Raw genomic sequence first — 17,232 nt, 5'->3', positions numbered from 1 at the left:
GGTGCTCACCGCGCCGCGCTGGTGCGTGGCAGGCGGTCACCGAAGCGGCGCAGGTACGCGGCGACGGTGGCCTCGTCGTCGCGCAGGAACGGCAAGTCGGTGGGCACCATGTGCCTGATCGCCAGCAACGGCAGCGGCGCGCGCAGCGGCCGGAAATCCGGGTTCCACAGCCCGCCCTTGTCCGGCGGTCCGGGGTGGAACTCACCGATCATCAGGCCTGACTCGGTGTACTCGCGTTTGAGCGCCCCCTGGGTGCGGTCGATCAGCGTCACGTCGGTGAGGTTCGGGAACAGCACCAGGATGGTGGTGAACTGCGCGTCCGGTTCGGTGCGCGGGCTCAGCTCGGTGAACCAGTCCCGGTAGTGCAACAGCAGCCCGGACAGCTCGGCCGGGTCGGCAGGTTGTCCGGTGTGGACGGAGACGAGGAAAAGGCCCTTCCGCAGGGAGGTGCCGGTGAACGGGCACACGTCGCCTCGCCTGCCCAGCCGCGGGTTCGGCCTGCACAGGTACTCCCGCGCCCAGCCGTGGATGCGCCGCAACGAGTCCTCGTGCTCGGCGACGGCGTCGGGTAGCCGGGCGGCGGCGAAGTCCGACGGCTCGATCAGCGGGTACACCGGCCGAGTGGGATGGATCAGCATCTACCTCACCTGTTTCGCTCGCGCGACTGGTAAGTGGCGGTGGCGGGCGTCGCGCCGCCGGGCACGTGCACCGCCCGACCGCATCAGGGCCGCTCCTCGTCGAGGAGCGCGCCGAGCAGGCGATCGACCTCGGCGTCGGAGAGGTCGTCGAGGGCGTCCAGCAGCGGGACCGGTCCGCGCTGCCCGCCACCGGTTCCGCCGCCGACCAGCGCCGCGCACAGCTCCGCGATGGTCGGCGCGGCGAACAACGTCGCCAGCGGCAGTTCGGTGCCCAGCACCGAGCGGACCCTGGCCAGCATCCGGGTGGCCGTCAGCGAGTGGCCGCCCACGGCGAAGAAGTTGTCGTGCACGCTCAGCTCGACCTCCGCCGGGATGGCCAGCACCTCGCGCCAGATCCCGGCCATCCGGGCCTCGGACTCGGTGCGGGGACCCACCGCGGGGGCGGTCCCGGTCCACACCGGCTCGGGAAGGGCACGGCGGTCGGTCTTGCCGGTCGGGGTGCGCGGCATCGACTCCAGCAGCACCAGCGTCGCCGGCAGCATGTAGTCGGGCAGCCTGCGGGCCAGGTGCGGGCGCAGCTCCGCCCACAGCTCCCGGGTGGCGTCCTGGTCGGCAGGCGGCCGGGCGGTGCCGTTCGCCCTGCGCACGGCGTAGGCGACCAGCCGCACGTCCGACTCCCCCGCCGACCAGGTGGTCACGACCGCGTCGGCGACGTCCACGTGCTCGCGCAGCGCCGTCTCGATCTCGCCGAGCTCGATCCGGAACCCGCGCAGCTTCACCTGGTGGTCGGCACGGCCGAGGAACTCCAGCGTGCCGTCCGCCCTTGACCGCACCAGGTCCCCGGTGGCGTAGAGGCGGCCGGGTCCGAACGGGTTGGGGCGGAATCGGTCGGCGGTCAGGCCGGGCATGCCGTGGTAGCCACGGGCCACGCCGGCGCCCCCGATGTGCAGTTCCCCGACGACGCACGGGGGCACCGGCCGCATCAGCCGGTCCAGCACGTGCAACTCGGTTCCCGGCACCGGCGGCCCGAGCCGGACCGGTGCCGGTGCCCGCGGCACGATCCCGGCGGTGGAGTAGACCGTCGTCTCGGTCGGACCGTAGCCGTCGATGAGCACCGCGCCGTCGGACTGCAACTGGTCGGCAAGGTCCCTGGTCAGCGCCTCGCCCCCGGTGACACGCAGGCGCACCTCAGGCGGCACCCCGCCCGCCGCGAGCAGGAGCCGCCAGCTCGTCGGCCCGCCCTGCACCACGGTGGCGCGCGCGGCGGTGACCCGCTCCCGCAGCAGCCCGCCGTCGGCGACGTCCTCGGCCGGGACCGCGGTGACGTGGGCACCGCGCAGCAGCGGCACCAGCATCTCCACCGTGGACACGTCGAACGCGGGCGTGCTGATCGAGACGAGCCGATCGCGCGCGGACAGGCCGAGCAGCTCGTCCATCGCGTGCAACAGCGCGGCCAGCCCGCCCTGGGTCACCCGCACGCCCTTCGGTGTGCCGGTGGAGCCCGAGGTGTAGAGCAGGTACGCCAGCGACCCGGGGTGCTGGGGCACGGCGACCGGCGGGGTCTCGTTGCGCTGTCCCGTGTGGACGTCTCCCCCGGTGTCCACGACGACCTCGGTCCACGGGCCGGGCAGCAGGCCCCTGGTGCCTTCCCCGGCCACCAGCACCGGCACCCCCGCGTCGGTGGCCATCGCGGCCAGCCGCGCGGGTGGCCACGACGGGTCCAGCGGCAGGTAACCCGCACCCGCCTTCCAGGCGGCGATGATGCCGACGATGGTCGGGGCGCCGCGCTCGACCAGTAGCGCCACCGGCTCGTCGGGGCGCGCGCCCGCGGCGAGCAGGGCGTGGGCCAGCCGGTCGCTTGCCGCGTCCAGATCGGCGGCGGTGAACCGGTCGTCGACGAGCACGGCGTCCGGCCGGGCCGCCAGTGCGGCGCGGACCAGCTCGGCCGCGGTCGCCCGCGGCGGTGGCGGGGCTGGCGCGGGCCGGGGGCGCGGGTGGCCGCCCAGCGGCAGCTCGGCCACCGGGGTCGCGTCGTCCGCGCCGAGCGCGGCGACGAAGGCCGAGTGCAGCGCGGCGACGGTGCCCGCGTCGAACAGGTCGGTGTCGTACTGCCAGCGCCCGAACCAGCCCGCACCCGCCTGCTCGACGGTCAGCGAGACGGCGAACTTGGAGCCGCCGCCGGTTACCGGCTCCGGGGCGAAGGTGACCTCGCCCGCCACCCGCGGTTCGGGCACCGGCTCGACGGCGAACATCACCTGCACCAAGGGGGTGTGGCCGAGCGAGCGCTCCGGCGAGGCCAGGTCGACCAGGTACTCGAACGGGAGGTCCTGGTGGGCGATGGCGCCGACGGTGGCGGCCTCGGCCGCGGCCCGCACCTGCCCCAGCGTGGTTTCGCTGGTGAACACCGCGCGCAGCGGCAGGGTGTTCGCCACGAAGCCGACCAGGCGGTCCGTCTCCGGCCGGGTGCGGGCGGCGACCGGGGTGGCGACGAGGAAGTCCTCCTGCCCGGTCACCCGGTGCAGCACGCTCTGGAACGTCGCCAGCAGCGCGGCGAACCCGCCGCCCACCCGGTCGGCGGGCAGCGGCGCCCGCAGTTCGGCCCCGGAGCCGGAGGCGGCCCCGGATCGGGCGCGGTCCGCGGGCAGGCGCAGCATCGTCGGCGCCCCACGCAACGCCGCCGACCAGTGCGCGATGTCGGCCTCGAACGCCCCGCCGTCCACCTGCTCCTGCTGCCACAACGTGTAGTCCGGGTACTGCACGCCCACCTCGGGCGGCTCGGCCCCGGTGTAGAGCGCGGCCAGCTCGTCGAAGATCACCCCGCAGGACCAGCCGTCGGCGATGCTGTGGTGCAGCACCAGCACCAGCACGTGCCGGGTGGGTGAAAGGGTCGCCAGCGCGGCCCGCAGCAGCGGCCCGGTGTGCAGGTCGAACGGCTGCCGGGCGAGGGTCTCGACCAGCGCGTCGACCTCGGCCGGGGTGGCCTGCTCGTGGTGCGGCAGGTCGATGGCGGCCTCGGCCGCGACCAGCTGCACCGGGGTGCCCTCCCGCGCGGCGAACCGGGTGCGCAGCGCCTCGTGGCGGCGCACGACCCCGGTCAGCGCGGCCCGCAGCGCCGCGGCGTCCAGCGGGCCCTCCACGGCGACGCGCCAGCCGATGTTGTAGACCGAGGTCCCCGGCATGAGCTGGTCGAGCAGCCACAACCGGCGCTGCCCCGACGACGCCGGGAACACGAAAACCTCGTCCGAGGTGGTCACCGTGCTTCTCCTTCCCGCGGGTCCCCGTGCCGCTGCCCCGTGGTTGTCCCGTGCCTGCCGCGGCGGTCCACGGCGACCACCCGGAACTCGGCGGTGTGGCGTGCGCCCGCGGCGTCGGTCAGCCACAGCTGCTCGGGTCCTGGCGACATCTCGCTGACGCTCATCCGGCCTTCGGGCCGCTCGCGTTCCAGCACGCGCACCGCATGCGCGAACAGCTCCACCGACGGTTGGCTCTCCAGGTCCACATAGAACGGTTTGTGCTCAACGGGGCTCTTGACGAAGGCGAACCGGCAGATGCCGTGCTCGCGCCGCCAGGCCTGCGCGGCGAGGAACCGTCCCTGCTCGTCGGCGGCGAAGGCGAACCGGCACCGGGCGATGCCCAGCCGCCAGGTCTCCCTGGCCACCACCAGCCGGTCCAGGGTCACCCTGGGGGTGTGCTCCCCCGCGGGCAGCAGCCGGAAGCTCTGCACAAGCTGGGCCATGATCTGCTCGTTGAGCAGCTCGACGATCTCCAGTTCCCTGCGCCCGTCGCGGGTCCGGGCCACCAGCCGCCCGTTGTGCTCGACCACCTCGCAGGCGCCCACCGGCACCGCGCCCGCCGCCATCGGACCGCAGGCGTCGTGCCCGAACAGCACGACGGTGTCCTCCGGGGACACCAGCGCGTCGGCGAGGCGCTGCGGGGTTCCGCCCTCGGCCCTGGTGGTCGCCAGCACCACCCTGGGCCCGCCGAGATCGGCGGCCATCGCCGCGTGCAGCTCCTCGGGTCTGGGATGCTGGGAGACGAACAGCGCCGAGCGCATCGAGTTGAGCCCGGGGTGCATCTCGCCGAGCACCCACTGGAAATCCCCGGCGCGGATGGCCGCGGCGTCCCGGGCGGCGATCATCACGTCCGGGCTGTGCTGCACGGCGGCGGGCCACCCCGGCCGCGCGGTGGCGAAGGAGCGCAGCACCCGGTCCCGCACGTCGGCCACCCGGTGGGCACCGAGCTCGCCGCCCAGCGCCGCCGCCCAGCGCTCCTGGAGCGTGCGCACCAGCCGGTCGATCACCCGGTGGTCGAGCCGGAAGATGGTGTCGTTGGCCCACAGCCAGAAGTCGGCCAGCCGTAACGCCTCCCGCCCGGTCGCGGCGGCCCGCTCGCGGTAGATGTCGTGCAGCGCCTTGCGGTACAGGGCCGCGCCCGCCGCCGTGTACCAGCGGGCCGCCTCCAGCACCATGGACAGCGGGGGCCACAGCGTGTCCAGCAGTCCGGGTGAGACGGTGACCTCCACGTCCCGGCGGCATTCCTCGTGCACCACGGTGCGACCCGCGTAGAACACACCGGGGCGGCGGGTCGCTTCCGCCCCGGTGATCTCGGTGAACCGTTCCTGCAGGCCGGAGATCGCCGTCACCAGCGCGTCCGGGTCGCCGACAGCGGCGGCCACCGCGTCCCTTCCGCGCTCCACCTCGGCCAGCGCCGCCTCGGCCGGCCCGCGCGCCGCCGGATCGCCGATGGCCGCGATCTGCGCGCGCAGGGAGTCCTCCGGGACCAGCGCGGCCGGCGGGACCTCCATCGTCCAGGCGATCCGCCGTTCCTTCCGGTAGCGATCGAGGACCGCGTACACGGTGGCCGTGTCCGGCACCGTGCCGGCCTCGACCAGCGCCGCGGCCAACTCGCGTGCCGACCGCACGCCGTCGCAGGCGGCCAGTACGGCCGCGTCGGCCGCCTCGATCGGGATCGGGTCGGTCAGCGGGACGTGCAGCCGGGTACCGACCACGTCAACGAACGGGAGCCGCCTCGGCGCCGCCCACGGTCGCACCGCCTCGGTGGTCAGTGCCTCGGCGAGTTCCTGGACCGCCCAGTTCTCCAGGTAGGTGGTGCGCGCGGCCAGCAGCCCCGCACCCGGTTTCGCGGTCAGCAGGTCCGGGGCGTCGTCCGCCACCCGGGCCCAGCCGACCGGCCCGAAGTAGCCGATGGTGTCGTTCTTGGCGCAGTAACGCTGGAGATAGCTCACCACGGTGTGCTCCCAGCGCCGGTGGTCCACGTTCCGGTTCGCCGGGCGCCTCCCGGAGAGAGCCTCGTGCAGCGCGTCGACCGCCGTCCGCAACGCGCGCGGGTTCTGCCAGGCGACCGCCTCGCGGAACTTCGGGTCGCCGCTGACCTCGCGCAGCACACCCGCCACGCGGTCGCGGCCGGACTCGTAGTCGGCGGCGTAGGCAGCGGCGGCGGTCTCTTTCGCGCGCGTGGCGGCCAGCGCCGCGTCCAGCGCGGCCCGGGACTCGGCGGTGCCGCACCCGGTGGCGCCGTCGAGTGCGGCGCGGACCTCCGCGAAGCGGCCCTTGCGGATCAGCCTGCCCAGCCGGCGCAGCAGGGACCGCCGCTCGCCCCCGACCCGGTCCTCCTCGGCGCGCAGCGCGCGGAACGCCGCCCACCGGGCCTCGCCGAGTGTGTCCTCGGCGGCCAGCAGCGCCTCGGCCGAGCGGGCGGCTTCCGGAGCGGCGATGGCCAGCAGCGGCTCGAAGCCGAACCCAGTGCCGCGCAGCTCGATCCACCGCCACGCACCCCAGTCCCCACCACCGGGGACCACGAGGTGGTCGGGGTCGGCCTGCCGGGGAGCCGGGGCCCGGAACGCGGCGCGGTCGCGGCGGGTGATGCGCGACGGCGGGGCCGCGCGCCCGGTCCCGGCGGCGCGCGCGTCGATGGCACCGGCGAGGGCCGCCAGGGTCCGCGCGCGGTGCACCTCGGCGATGGGGAGTTCCACGCCGAACTCCTCGCTGAGGCGGAAGCCCAGTCGCACGGCCAGCAGCGAGTTCCCGCCGCTGGTGAAGAAGTCGTCGGCGGGGCCGAACTCGTCGGCGGGCAGCAGCGCAGCCCAGAGGGTGGCCAGCCGCTCCTGGGTGCGGGTGGCGGGCCGGGTCCGCGCGCCCGCGGGCACGGCCGCGGCGCGCAGCGCGGCGCGGTCGATCTTGCCGCTGCGGTTGAGCGGGAACTCCGGCAGCGTCGCGTAGCGCGCGGGACACAGGTACGGGGGCAGCCGCTCGGCCAGGTGCTCGCGCACGGCTTCGACGTCGAACCCGGTGTCGAACCCGGCACCGGGCGCCAGGTAGGCCACCAGGTGCCTGCCCGCGCCGTCGCCTTCGACCACCACCGCCGCGTCGGCGACGGCGGGGTGCGCCCGCAACACGGTCTCCACCTCGGCGGGCTCGGCAAGGAAGCCGCGGATCTTGACCTGCTGGTCGGCCCGGCCCGCGAACTCCAGCACCCCGTCCGGCCGCCACCTGGCCAGGTCGCCGGTGCGGTACAGGCGCGATCCCGGCGGCCCGAACGGATCGGGGACGAACCTGGCCGCGGTGAGCGCGGGCCGCGCCCAGTAGCCGCGGGCCAGCCCGTCCCCACCGGTGTACAGCTCGCCGGTCACCCCGGCCGGAACCGGCCGCATCCACTCGTCCAACACGAACACGCTGGAGCGCTGCACCGGCCTGCCGATCGGCACCGTCGACCCGGCCGGTTCGCGCACCACGTGGCAGGCGGTGAAGGTGGTGTTCTCGGTGGGCCCGTAGCCGTTCACCACCGGCTTGCCGCGCACCCGCAGCGCGGTGTTCACCGACTCGGGCGCCAGCACGTCCCCGCCGGCGAGCAGTTGCTCCACCCCGGCGAGCATCGCCGGGTCGTGCGCGACGATCTGGTGGAACAGGCCCGCGGTCAGCCACAGCACGCTGACCTGGTGCTCGCGCAGCAACGCGGCGAGTGCGGCGGGCTCGAACGGCCCCTCCGGTGCGGGCACGACCCGGCCGCCGGTGAGCAGCGCGCCCCACACCTCGAGGGTGGTCAGGTCGAAGGCGGTCGCCGAAAGGTGCAGGAAGGTCTGCCCGGGGCCGAAGCGGGCGAAGTTGGGCTCGCTCACCAGGCGAACGACAGCGCGGTGCGGCACCGCCACGCCCTTCGGTCTCCCGGTGGAGCCGGAGGTGTAGTTCAGGTAGGCCACCGAAAGCGGGTGCGGCCTGCCCGTGCCCACCCGGTCGTGCACATCGGACAGCAGGTCGCCGATCGGGACGGTGCGGACGCCGTCCACCGGGCGGTCGCCGATCACCAGCTCGGTCCCGGACTCGCGCAGTGTCACCGCCTCGCGCGCCGCCGGGTTGGCCGGGTCGAGCGGAAGGTAGGCGGCGCCCGCCTTCACCACCCCGAGCATCGCCGTGACCAGGTCCGCGCCGCGCGGCAGCGCCAGGCCGACCGGATGGTCGGCCCGCACGCCGCCGGCCAGCAGCGAGCGGGCCACCCGGTCGCTGCGGTCGTGCAGCTCGGCGTAACTGATCCAGCGGGTGCCGTCGAACACCGCGTCGGCGTCCGGGGCGTGCCGGACCTGCGCGGCGAACAGGCCCGGCACACTCGCCCCTGCCGGGTAGTCCACGGTGGTGTCGTTCCACTTCTCCAGCATCCGGACCCGGTCGGCGCCACGCGGCTCCACGAGCTCGCGCACGAGCCGCCCCGGGTTCTCGGCGAAGTCGGTCAGGAAGCCCCGCACCTGGGTGAGCAGCAACTCCGGGGCCCAGTCCGGGAACCGGGTGGTGTCGTGGATCAGGCGCAGGCTCAGCCTCGGCTCGGCGAAGGCGTAGAGGGTCAGCGGGTAGCCGGGGCTGCGCAGGATCCGCACCCGGCGGCCGGGGAACGGGTTGCCGGGCCTGCGCGCCAGGATCGTGTCCAGCTCCCGGTGCTCGAACAGCACCAGGCTGCGCATCAGCGGCGCGTCCCCGCCCCGTCCGGCGGCGGCCTCGATCACCGCGGGCGGGCAGAGCTGGTGGTCCCGGCAGGCCACCGACCGGGCCCGCACCGCGCGCAGCCAGCCGGCCACCGTGGCGTCCCGGTGCACCGGCAGGTGTAACGGGGTGGTCGCCAGCAGCAGACCGATCATCTCGTCCGCGCCCGGCACGCTGCCGTAGCGCGCCGAGCGGGTCACCCCGAAGACCGCGCCGCCGTCACCCGAGTGCGTCGCCAGCAGCAGTCCCCACGCCGCCAGCACGGCGGTGTTCACCGTGACCCCTGCGGCCTCGGCCAGCCCGCGCAGCGCGGTGGTCTCCGCGTCGGACAGCTCGGCCTCGGCCACCCGCATCACGGGGGTCGACGCGCCGGGTGTCTCCAGCGGGAGCGGCCCGGCCGCGGGCGCGCCCGCCAGCTCCTCGGCCCAGAACCGGCGCTCGGTCTCCGCCGCCGGGCCCGCGGAGCGCTCGGTGTACCAGCGGACGTAGTCGTGGAAGTCCGGCCGGGACCGGAAGTCCGCTTGTCCGGCGCAATGGTCGTCGATCTCCGACAGGAGCATCGCAAGGGACCGCCCGTCCAGAATCGCGTGGTGGAAGGTCGCCACGACCACCGGGCCCGAACCGGTGGTCAGCGCGGTCAGCCGCAGGGCCGGGCCGGCGACCGGGTCCACCCCCGCCCGCCGGTCTTCCGCGAGGAACTCATTCAGATCCACATCGGACAGTCCGGTCACCAGCGGCACATCGATGGCCGGGCCCGCCCACTGCCTGGCGCCGCCGTCGGGATTCCAGGAGAACCTGGTGCGCAGCACGGGATGCCGCTCGACGGCGGCCCGCCACGCCGCGGTGTAGGCGGTGATATCGGCTCCCCGCGGGAAGTGCAGGACACATTGGATGACATCGGTCCCCGCGGCCGGGTCGGCCAGCCCGGCCGCGATCATTCCGCGCTGGAGGGGCAATGCGGCCACTGCGGTCACGTGACCTCCTCATCGGCATCTCGGGTAACCGAACGGACGCGTGACCGGCGGCCGCGCGCATGGGGTGAGGCGACGGGGCTCGGTTATCCGTTCTCCGCAGCGAGGTGTTCGCGAACACTGCGCGGGCGCATGTCGGTCCACGTCGCGTCGATGTGGGCCAGGCACTCCTCGCGCGTGCCGCGGTAGCCCTCGGCCCGCCAGCCCGCCGGGACGTCCCGGTCGGCGAACCAGATCGAGAACTGATCCTCGTCGTTGAGCACGACCAGGTAGGCGCCGTCCATGCTCCACCCCTCTCCGCCATCGCGCAGGGTCACTGCGGCGGGGACGCTACGCCCAGGGTGGTTCGCCGAAATCTGCCGAACGGCCGAATCTGATCACGCTGGCGATCATTGTACGGCCCATTGTGTCGGTGATTATGCCAGCCATTTGTGGGTCATTGTGCCGGAGCCCATATGTTCCGTGACCAACAGTGCGCGCTGCGTTTCAACTGGTGGCCGGGTGGCGGATACGTCACCGGACCGCGAACGCGGCCGGGAAACGTGCCGGGCCCACCACGGCAGGCAGCGCATCGGCCGGACCCAGTACACTCATCGATACACTGTGGACAGTATGTTGACCAATTCCCGCTGCCCGCTTTTCGACGATCCCGAGCTCGTCGTCGACCACCGGCGCCGCCCGGCCGGTCCCGCACGGCATACCCCGCCTCGTTCCGCGGCCAGGTGAGTACCGCGATGCGAGCGTGTGGGCACCGGTGCGTTCATGGGTGTCACCGGAGTTTATGCCGAGACGGGAGTAGGCACCGGGGAACAGCGGTCCGTACGATCCCCGTGACGACGAAGAGCCGCCGCCCCTGCCCTGCCCTGCCCTGCCCACGGCACGTCCGTCCGGAAAATGAGGCCATTGTGAGTAGAACACGCGCTCTGTCTGTGGTGACCGTGCTCCTCGCGCTGTCGCCGACGGTGGGAACGGCCGCCGCCTCCACACCCGTCCCGGGTTCCGCCGCACCCTACTGTTACGAGGAGCCGTCGCATCCCACCGCGGACGTGAGCGACCTCGAAGCGAGGTTCAACTCCTCGAACTGGATGCAGACCCTCCAGGCCATGTACCAGCGGCGTTGGCCCAGCGGAGAGGCGCTGGCCATCGCTCAGGCCGGAGATCCGTACTGGGACCGGTTCGTGCGGAAGGACAGCTTCGAGGCCTTCGCCGAGTCGATGATGGTGGCCATTCACGAGGAAACGCACATGTGGGATCTCGATCCGTCGCGGACCAGGTGGAACGTGCACACCGCGGCCTGGATCAACGCCTCCCGGCAGGACATGAGGGTGCCGCTACACGACGGCTTTCCCCGCAAGGAGATCCTGCCGCTGATCAAGGACCGGCTCAGTGACTCCATGGACAACATCTACCTGCGTGATCGGACCCAGGGCGAGTACCACCTCCAGGGCGTGTTGGCCGAGCTGAACGCCGGACTGACGGGCCTGCCCGCGGTGACGGTGGTCCAGGAGTACATCAAGGGTGTCGGGGCGAGTAACGCCCGCGACATCGCCGCCACCAACCTACGCTATCTGCTGCTCTACCTGCGGGTGGCCAAAGACCGGCACCCCGCGTACTGGGCAAAGATCACGAATGAGCCGAAACTGCGGGAACTGGTACTGACCCAGTTCCTGCGCACGGCCTACTGGCTGGAGAAGTCGGCGCCCTACACCGGCAAACTGGGCAGTCCCGACGCCGACAAGATCACCGCGACCAACTACTCCCCGGCGAACATCGCCATCCTGGAGGAGTTCACCGGCAGGCAGGTTCGCACCGACACGCAGAAACACTGCACCACCTGACGACGGGCACCACCGGGCGCGGTCAGGCTTGCGGGCCGCCGGCTCTGGCGAGGTAGAGGGTGGCGGTGGCCGCGCGGTGCTGCAGCGGGTTGTCGAAGCTGACGACATCCGAGCGCGCCTCGGCGAAACAACCCGCGAGCACGGCCAGGAAGTTTTCGTCGGGCGGGTCGTTGGACCACAGCGCGAACACGCCACCCGGGCGCAGGTGCTCGCCGAGCCTCGCCAGGCCCGCGGGTTGGTAGAACCCGGCGTGGTCGGGGTGCAGCACGTGGCGCGGGGAGTGGTCGATGTCGACGAGCACGGCGTCGAAGGTCCGTCCCGGAGTCGCGGGGTCGAGACCCTCCGGCGAGCGCAGCATCGCGAAGAAGTCACCGTGCACGAGCGAGCAACGCGGGTCCGCGGTCAGGCTCGCCCCGGCGGGGATCAACCCGCGCTCGTGCCAGCCGATCACCTCGGCGAGGGCGTCGACGACGACCAGGGAAGCCACGTTCGGATTCTCCAACACCGCCTGCGCGGTGTAGCCGAGCCCGAGCCCGCCCACGGCCACCTCGAGTGCCGTGCCCTCCAGCTCCGCGAGCGGGCGGCGGCCCAGCTCCAACTCGGCGACGGTGAACAGGCTCGACATCAGGAACTCCTCGCCGAGCTTGATCTCGTAGACCTCCTTGCCGAAGGCGGGGTCCCACCGCCTGCGCAGCACGAGCTCACCCATCGGCGTCGGGCACCAGTCCAGCTCCGCGAACCGCGCACTCACTCGAACCGCCTCGTCACCATGCTCATCCCAGCAGCGTAGCCCCGTCGCCGGCGACCGCGTGGACAGCCCGTGTACCGTCCGGGTCGCCGCCGTTGCCAAGGCTGTCACCAGGGGTGATCCACCCAGCCTCGACGCGCGTCCGTGGGCCGCGGTGTTCGACCCGAGTGAGCCCGCTCAGGACGGGCGGTTGGTGTCCGGGATCTCGATGCTGATCGGCCGTGCCTCGGACAGGTAGAGCAGGGCCGCTCTCCGCAGGAACTCATCGAAGAGCCAGTAGGACTCCGGCGCCAGCGGGAAGGGAAGCAGTCCCTCACGTACGGCGATGAACGGCCCCCACGCCGCGTTGAGCAGCGGGTCCCAGATCGGCTCCCTGGGGATGTGCAGCCAGCCGGCGATCCGATCACCGAGCAGGAAGCGGGTGAACGCCCCGAGTACGGGCTTGCTGAGGACGCCGCCGTCGATGTCGGCGCCGAGGTTGAGCAGGATGTCGGCCAGGTCGACCCCCTCGGGCGTCGGGGCCAGCACCGGGTCCAGGACCTGCTCCGCCTGGGCATCGGCCTCCGCCCACGACACGGGGATGTACTCGTCCTTGATACCGAGCAGGTGCCCGCCCAGCTGCCAGGAGTGCAGGAAGGCCTCGGACTCCGCGGCCGGGATCGGCACCTCCCACGCGGTCAGCTTCTGCATGACGGTGGTGGGCAGGCTGTGCCAGGTGACCATCATGTCTCGCTGGCTGATCGGAATCTCTTCCTCGGCGGCCTTGGTCCAGTAGGGCGACTGTGGCAGCAGGTGGCGCACGGCCGCGTGCACCAGCCGGGTCTTCACGCAGGTCACGATCATCTCGCCGCCGGGCTGATAGGCGTCGCGGGACCCGATGTCGTACCCGAGTTTCGCGGTCTTGGAGATGCGGTCCTTCATGTCCGCGCCGCCCTGGGAGTAGTAGACCGCGCGCGCCTCCTTGGGGATGACCGTGCTCATCATGCCACTGGCCAGCCCGTACAGCACGCCGAGGTACAGGCCCCGCTTCTCGTTGAACTCCACCGCGGTGGCCAGCTTGTCCCGGTCGGCCCAGTGCGGCAGCCGACGGGCTCGCTCCATGAAGTCCCGCAGGTCCGCCGGCAGCCCGGCCGGCAACGGCTGATCATTCTTCGTCCAGGTCCGCAACAGCTCATTGACCTTGGGCACGTCGCCCCGGTCGAGCAGCGAGGCGACCAGCCGGTCGGCTTCCTCGTCCCACACCCACCGCGGGTCGGCGCCCACCCCCGTGCCCGCCACCGAACCCGCGGGTGACCACGTCCACTCCGTGCTCGCCTGCGCGGGCGCCACCACACCCAGCGCACCAAGCGCACCCAACGCCCCACCCGCCTTCAACACGTTCCGCCTGCTGAGGTTGTCCATGCCTTCGCTCCTCCTCCTCGTCGAGGCCGCGAGCACTTCCTGATACGATGAAACAAATACTGCGTCTACGTATCATCAATAACAGCACACCGTGTCGGTCATCACAAGACCTACGATGAGGGCGACCGTTGGCGGTTGCGGAAGAAACCAGTACCCGGAGGAGAACGTGGAACCTGCGCTGTCCGTCCTCATCACGCCGGGCTCGGAGTCCTTACTGGAACGCGCCTACACCGACGCCGTCGAGCAGGTCGACGACGCGGACGACACCCGCGCGGGCATACTCGACGCGGCGTACGAGCAGTTCTGCCGGACGGGTATCCAGCGGTCCACCATGGAGGACGTGGCCCGAAGGGCCGGGGTTTCCCGGATCACGGTCTACCGGCGGTTCGCCACGAAGGACGCGCTGGTCGAACACGTGGTACGTCGGGAGTTCCGCCGGTACTTCGACCGGTTCCTCGTCGACATCGAACAAGCCGAGACCGTCGCCGACCGGGTGGTGCTGGGTTTTGTGAGTTCGTTGCGCACCATTCGGCGCAACCCGTTGATCGGCGGCCTGGTCACCGCGGAGCCGGACCTGCTCGTGCCGTCCATGATCAGTGACGGGGGGCGAACCCTTGCCACCGTGCGGCAGTTCGTCGCGGGCCAGCTCCGCCGCGAGCAACGCGCGGGCAACGTGTCCGGCGACCTGGACACCGACCTCGTGGCCGAGCTGATGGTCCGGGTATCCGGCTCCTTCCTGGCAATTCCCAGTCAGGTCATCGACCTCGACGACGACGAGCAGCTCGCCGCCGTGGCCAGGCGGTTCCTGGTGCCGATGCTGGAACCGACCGAATCCCCGAGTTGACCCCAGAACGTGTGCCTCACATGTTCCGCGCGCCGCCTTTGATGGCTTCGCGGATGCGGAAGTAGGTGCCGCACCGGCATATGTTGCGCAGGCCGTCGAGGTCGGCTTCGGTCAGCTCGCGACCCTCGGCCGCGGCCCGGCGGACCAGCGCGACAGCGGCCATGATCTGACCGGGTTGGCAGTATCCACACTGGACCACATCATAGTCCAGCCAGGCCTGCTGCATGGGGTGCAGTTCCTGACCGACCGTGGCCGGAAGTCCTTCGATGGTGGTGACCTCGTCGGCCGGCTGGAGGTCCTTGACCGGGATCGCGCAGGGGTTGACCGCCCTGCCGTTGAGGTGGCTGGTACAGGCCTTGCAGACGTTGATGCCGCAGCCGTACTTCGGCCCGGTGATGCCGAGAACGTCGCGCAGCACCCACAGCAGGCGCACGTCGTCGGCGACGTCGACGGTGACCTGTTCGCCGTTGACGCGGAAGGTGTGTTCAGGCACTCGGGTCTCCTCGGGTCACCAGGCGTGGTTCAGGCCGTCGGTCGGGGACGGCGGGACGGGCGGGGTCGTCGGCTTGGGTTCGAAGGACAGCGTGCCGTGGTTGATCGGGAAGCTGGTGGGCAACGTCGCGGTGGCGCGGCCATAGGCACAGGCGACCGCGGCCATCGACGCCGCGACGCCCAACTCGCCCGCGCCGCCCGGCTGCTCGGAGGTGCTGGGCATGACGACGATCTTCAGTTCCGGCGGGGTGTTCCACTGCCTGGTGTAGAAGTAGTTGTCCCAGCTCGCCTCCAGGAAATGCCCATCGCGCAGGTGCAGGCTGGAGGTCAGGGCCAGCGCGATGCCGTCGGAGATGCAGCCCATCATCTGCGCTTCCAGCCCGCGCGGATTCACGGCGAGACCGACATCCACGGCGAAGACGACCCTGGTGACACGTGGCCCGGTGACGCCACGGCGGACAGGGCGGTTGACGGTCTCCGGTCGGCAGTCGATCTCCACGAGCGCGGCGCTGACCGCCTTGTACTCGGTGTGCACGGCGATACCCTGCGCGGTGTCGGCCGGCATCGGTCGACCCCACTCCCCCACTTCGGCAACCTTCTCCAGCACCGCGCGGGAACGAGAACCGCGGAGAAACTCGCGCCGGAACCGGTAGGGGTCCTTGCCCATCCTCGCGGCGAGTTGGTCGACGATCAGCTCCCGGGCGCAGGTGACGTCGGGCGAGTACACGTTGCGCATGCTGCCGGTGTTGAAACCCTTGCCGGTTTCGTTGAGCAGCTGGGTGCTCGCGCCGAAGTTGTAGGACATCTCCTGGCTGAGGTGAAAGAACGTCTGGGAGAACCCGATGTCCCCCACCGGCAGCCGCGCCGCCATGGCGGTGATGACCTCGCCGAGCCCGTGTCCGAGGTCCGTGCGGACACTGGTGTGCCGCTGCTGGTAGCCCAGCACCAGGTCACCGAGGTGGGCGACGCGCACCCGCGAGGTGGCCATCGGGTGGGTTCGGCCCTGGCGGGAGTCGTCGGCCCGGTGCCACATGAGTTTCACGGGCTTGCCGACCTTCTGGGACACCTCGGCGGCTTCCAGCGCGGCGTCGAAGAACAGCTTGCGCCCGAAGGAACCGCCGCCTTCGGTGACGTACACGGCAACCTCGCCGGATGGCAGGCCGAGCCTGGCGGCGATGGCCTGCTTGGCGACTATCGGTGACTTCAACGCCGACCAGATCTCGGCTCGGTCCGACCGCACGTCGGCGACCGCGCAGTTGGGCTCCAGCGCGCTGTTGCTCCGGAAGTAGAAGGTGAATGTGGCTTCCACGGTCGGAACAGGCGGCCGGAGCCCGAGCGGCAGCTCCGCGGCCGCCAGCTCCCCGAGCACGGACTCATCCGACTTTCCCTCCGCGGTCCCGGGTTTCCAGGAGACTCGCAGCGCGCGTACGGCGTCCACGCACTGGCCGAAGGTCTCGGCGCGCACCGCCACCCCGCCGGTGATCACCACGACGTCGGTGACGCCCGGCATGGCGCGGGCCTCGGCGAGGTTCGCCACCGAACCGACCTCGCCGTTGATGGTCGGCGGGCGGCACACCATTGTCGGCTTCGCACCCGGGACGTCGAGGTCCATCGCGAACTTCTTGCGCCCGGTCACCGCCTCCAGCGCGTCGATCCGGTTGTGCGGCTTGCCGATGACGGTGAACTTCTCGCGGGAGGTGAGCTCGACGGGCACCTGCAGGGTCCGGGTGCTCGCGGCCCGCCCGGCGAGCGCACCGATGTCGACGACGCCGCCGGAGCGATCGGTGATCACCCCACCCCGCAGCGTCAGGTCGTCGGTGGCCGACGCGCCGAGCTCGGTAGCCGCGGCAGCCAGCAACCGGCGCCGGGCGATCGCGGCGGCGACCCGGATCGGGATGTAGGTCGCGATGGTCGTGTTCGACCCACCGGTGAGCTGGTTGAACACCAGCTCCGGCCGAGCGTCCGCCAGCGTGACTCGCACCCGGTCCACCGGCACGCCCAGTTCCTCGGCGATCAGCATGGCCGTCGAGGTGGTGATGCCCTGTCCCACCTCGGCTCGCGGCAGCGCGAAGGACACCGTGCCGTCGGTGTCGACCTCCACCGTGATCAGTCCCGAGGTCGGTAGCGCCGCCGCGGTCATCATGTCGTTGAGATCGAGCAGATCGGTGAGTTCCGGCGAGGGCAGCTGGGCATCGGCCGCCGGTGCCGACCCGAGTTCGGCCGCGGCCACCAGGGTCGGAGCGGCCAGCACGTAGCCCAGAAACCGTCGCCGCCCGAGGGACTCGGCCATTCCGTCACCATCCGATCCGATC

At 72.0% G+C, this 17,232-nt stretch carries 10 protein-coding genes; 2 read left to right on the top strand and 8 right to left on the bottom strand.

Features of this window, described 5'->3' with window-relative positions; genetic code table 11:
* Positions 1-5: 5 nt before the first annotated feature.
* The 4 genes from FB471_RS00460 to FB471_RS00445 all read right to left on the bottom strand — a co-directional run bounded on the left by FB471_RS00460 (position 6) and on the right by FB471_RS00445 (position 9,881).
* Positions 6-638, bottom strand: a complete 633-nt coding sequence (locus FB471_RS00460) for a DUF6875 domain-containing protein (protein WP_141995398.1) — start codon at positions 636-638, stop codon at positions 6-8.
* 83 nt (positions 639-721) lie between these two features.
* Complete coding sequence (locus tag FB471_RS00455; RefSeq protein WP_211357910.1) at positions 722-3,892, bottom strand: non-ribosomal peptide synthetase; 3,171 nt, start codon at positions 3,890-3,892, stop codon at positions 722-724.
* Positions 3,889-9,600 (bottom strand): non-ribosomal peptide synthetase, encoded by a 5,712-nt coding sequence (locus FB471_RS00450; protein WP_141995397.1) that lies wholly within the window; start codon positions 9,598-9,600, stop codon positions 3,889-3,891. Before FB471_RS00450 ends, FB471_RS00455 begins: the two co-directional genes overlap by 4 nt.
* 83 nt (positions 9,601-9,683) lie before the next feature.
* On the bottom strand, positions 9,684-9,881 hold the full coding sequence (locus FB471_RS00445; protein ID WP_141995396.1) for an MbtH family protein: 198 nt from the start codon (positions 9,879-9,881) through the stop codon (positions 9,684-9,686).
* A gap of 621 nt (positions 9,882-10,502) precedes the next feature.
* Here FB471_RS00445 and FB471_RS00440 point away from each other — a divergent pair.
* On the top strand, positions 10,503-11,435 hold the full coding sequence (locus FB471_RS00440) for a hypothetical protein (RefSeq protein WP_246076174.1): 933 nt from the start codon (positions 10,503-10,505) through the stop codon (positions 11,433-11,435).
* Between the two features lie 22 nt (positions 11,436-11,457).
* On the opposite strand, the gene FB471_RS00435 is transcribed toward FB471_RS00440, so the two are convergent.
* Positions 11,458-12,186 carry a polyamine aminopropyltransferase gene (locus FB471_RS00435; RefSeq protein ID WP_141995395.1) on the bottom strand — a complete coding sequence of 243 codons (729 nt, stop codon included), beginning with the start codon at positions 12,184-12,186 and terminating at the stop codon, positions 11,458-11,460.
* A gap of 174 nt (positions 12,187-12,360) precedes the next feature.
* Positions 12,361-13,584, bottom strand: coding sequence for an oxygenase MpaB family protein (locus FB471_RS00430; protein WP_141995394.1), 1,224 nt, complete (start codon positions 13,582-13,584; stop codon positions 12,361-12,363).
* 166 nt (positions 13,585-13,750) lie between these two features.
* Between FB471_RS00430 and FB471_RS00425 the strand changes: the two genes are divergently transcribed.
* The gene (locus tag FB471_RS00425; RefSeq protein ID WP_211358175.1) at positions 13,751-14,428 is read left to right on the top strand and encodes a TetR/AcrR family transcriptional regulator; all 678 of its coding nucleotides are present in this window, start codon (positions 13,751-13,753) and stop codon (positions 14,426-14,428) included.
* A 16-nt stretch (positions 14,429-14,444) separates the two neighbouring features.
* Here the strand turns inward: FB471_RS00425 and FB471_RS00420 are convergent, their stop codons facing one another.
* Positions 14,445-14,921: a (2Fe-2S)-binding protein gene (locus tag FB471_RS00420; RefSeq protein WP_141995392.1), complete on the bottom strand. Its 477-nt coding sequence runs from the start codon at positions 14,919-14,921 to the stop codon at positions 14,445-14,447.
* 15 nt (positions 14,922-14,936) lie between these two features.
* Entirely contained in the window at positions 14,937-17,210 is a 2,274-nt protein-coding gene (locus tag FB471_RS00415; RefSeq protein ID WP_141995391.1) for a molybdopterin cofactor-binding domain-containing protein, read from the bottom strand.
* Positions 17,211-17,232 lie beyond the last annotated feature (22 nt).

It is taken from the genome of Amycolatopsis cihanbeyliensis (assembly GCF_006715045.1).
Classification (GTDB): Bacteria; Actinomycetota; Actinomycetes; order Mycobacteriales; family Pseudonocardiaceae; genus Amycolatopsis; species Amycolatopsis cihanbeyliensis.
This window is presented reverse-complemented; position numbering and strand designations above follow the sequence as displayed.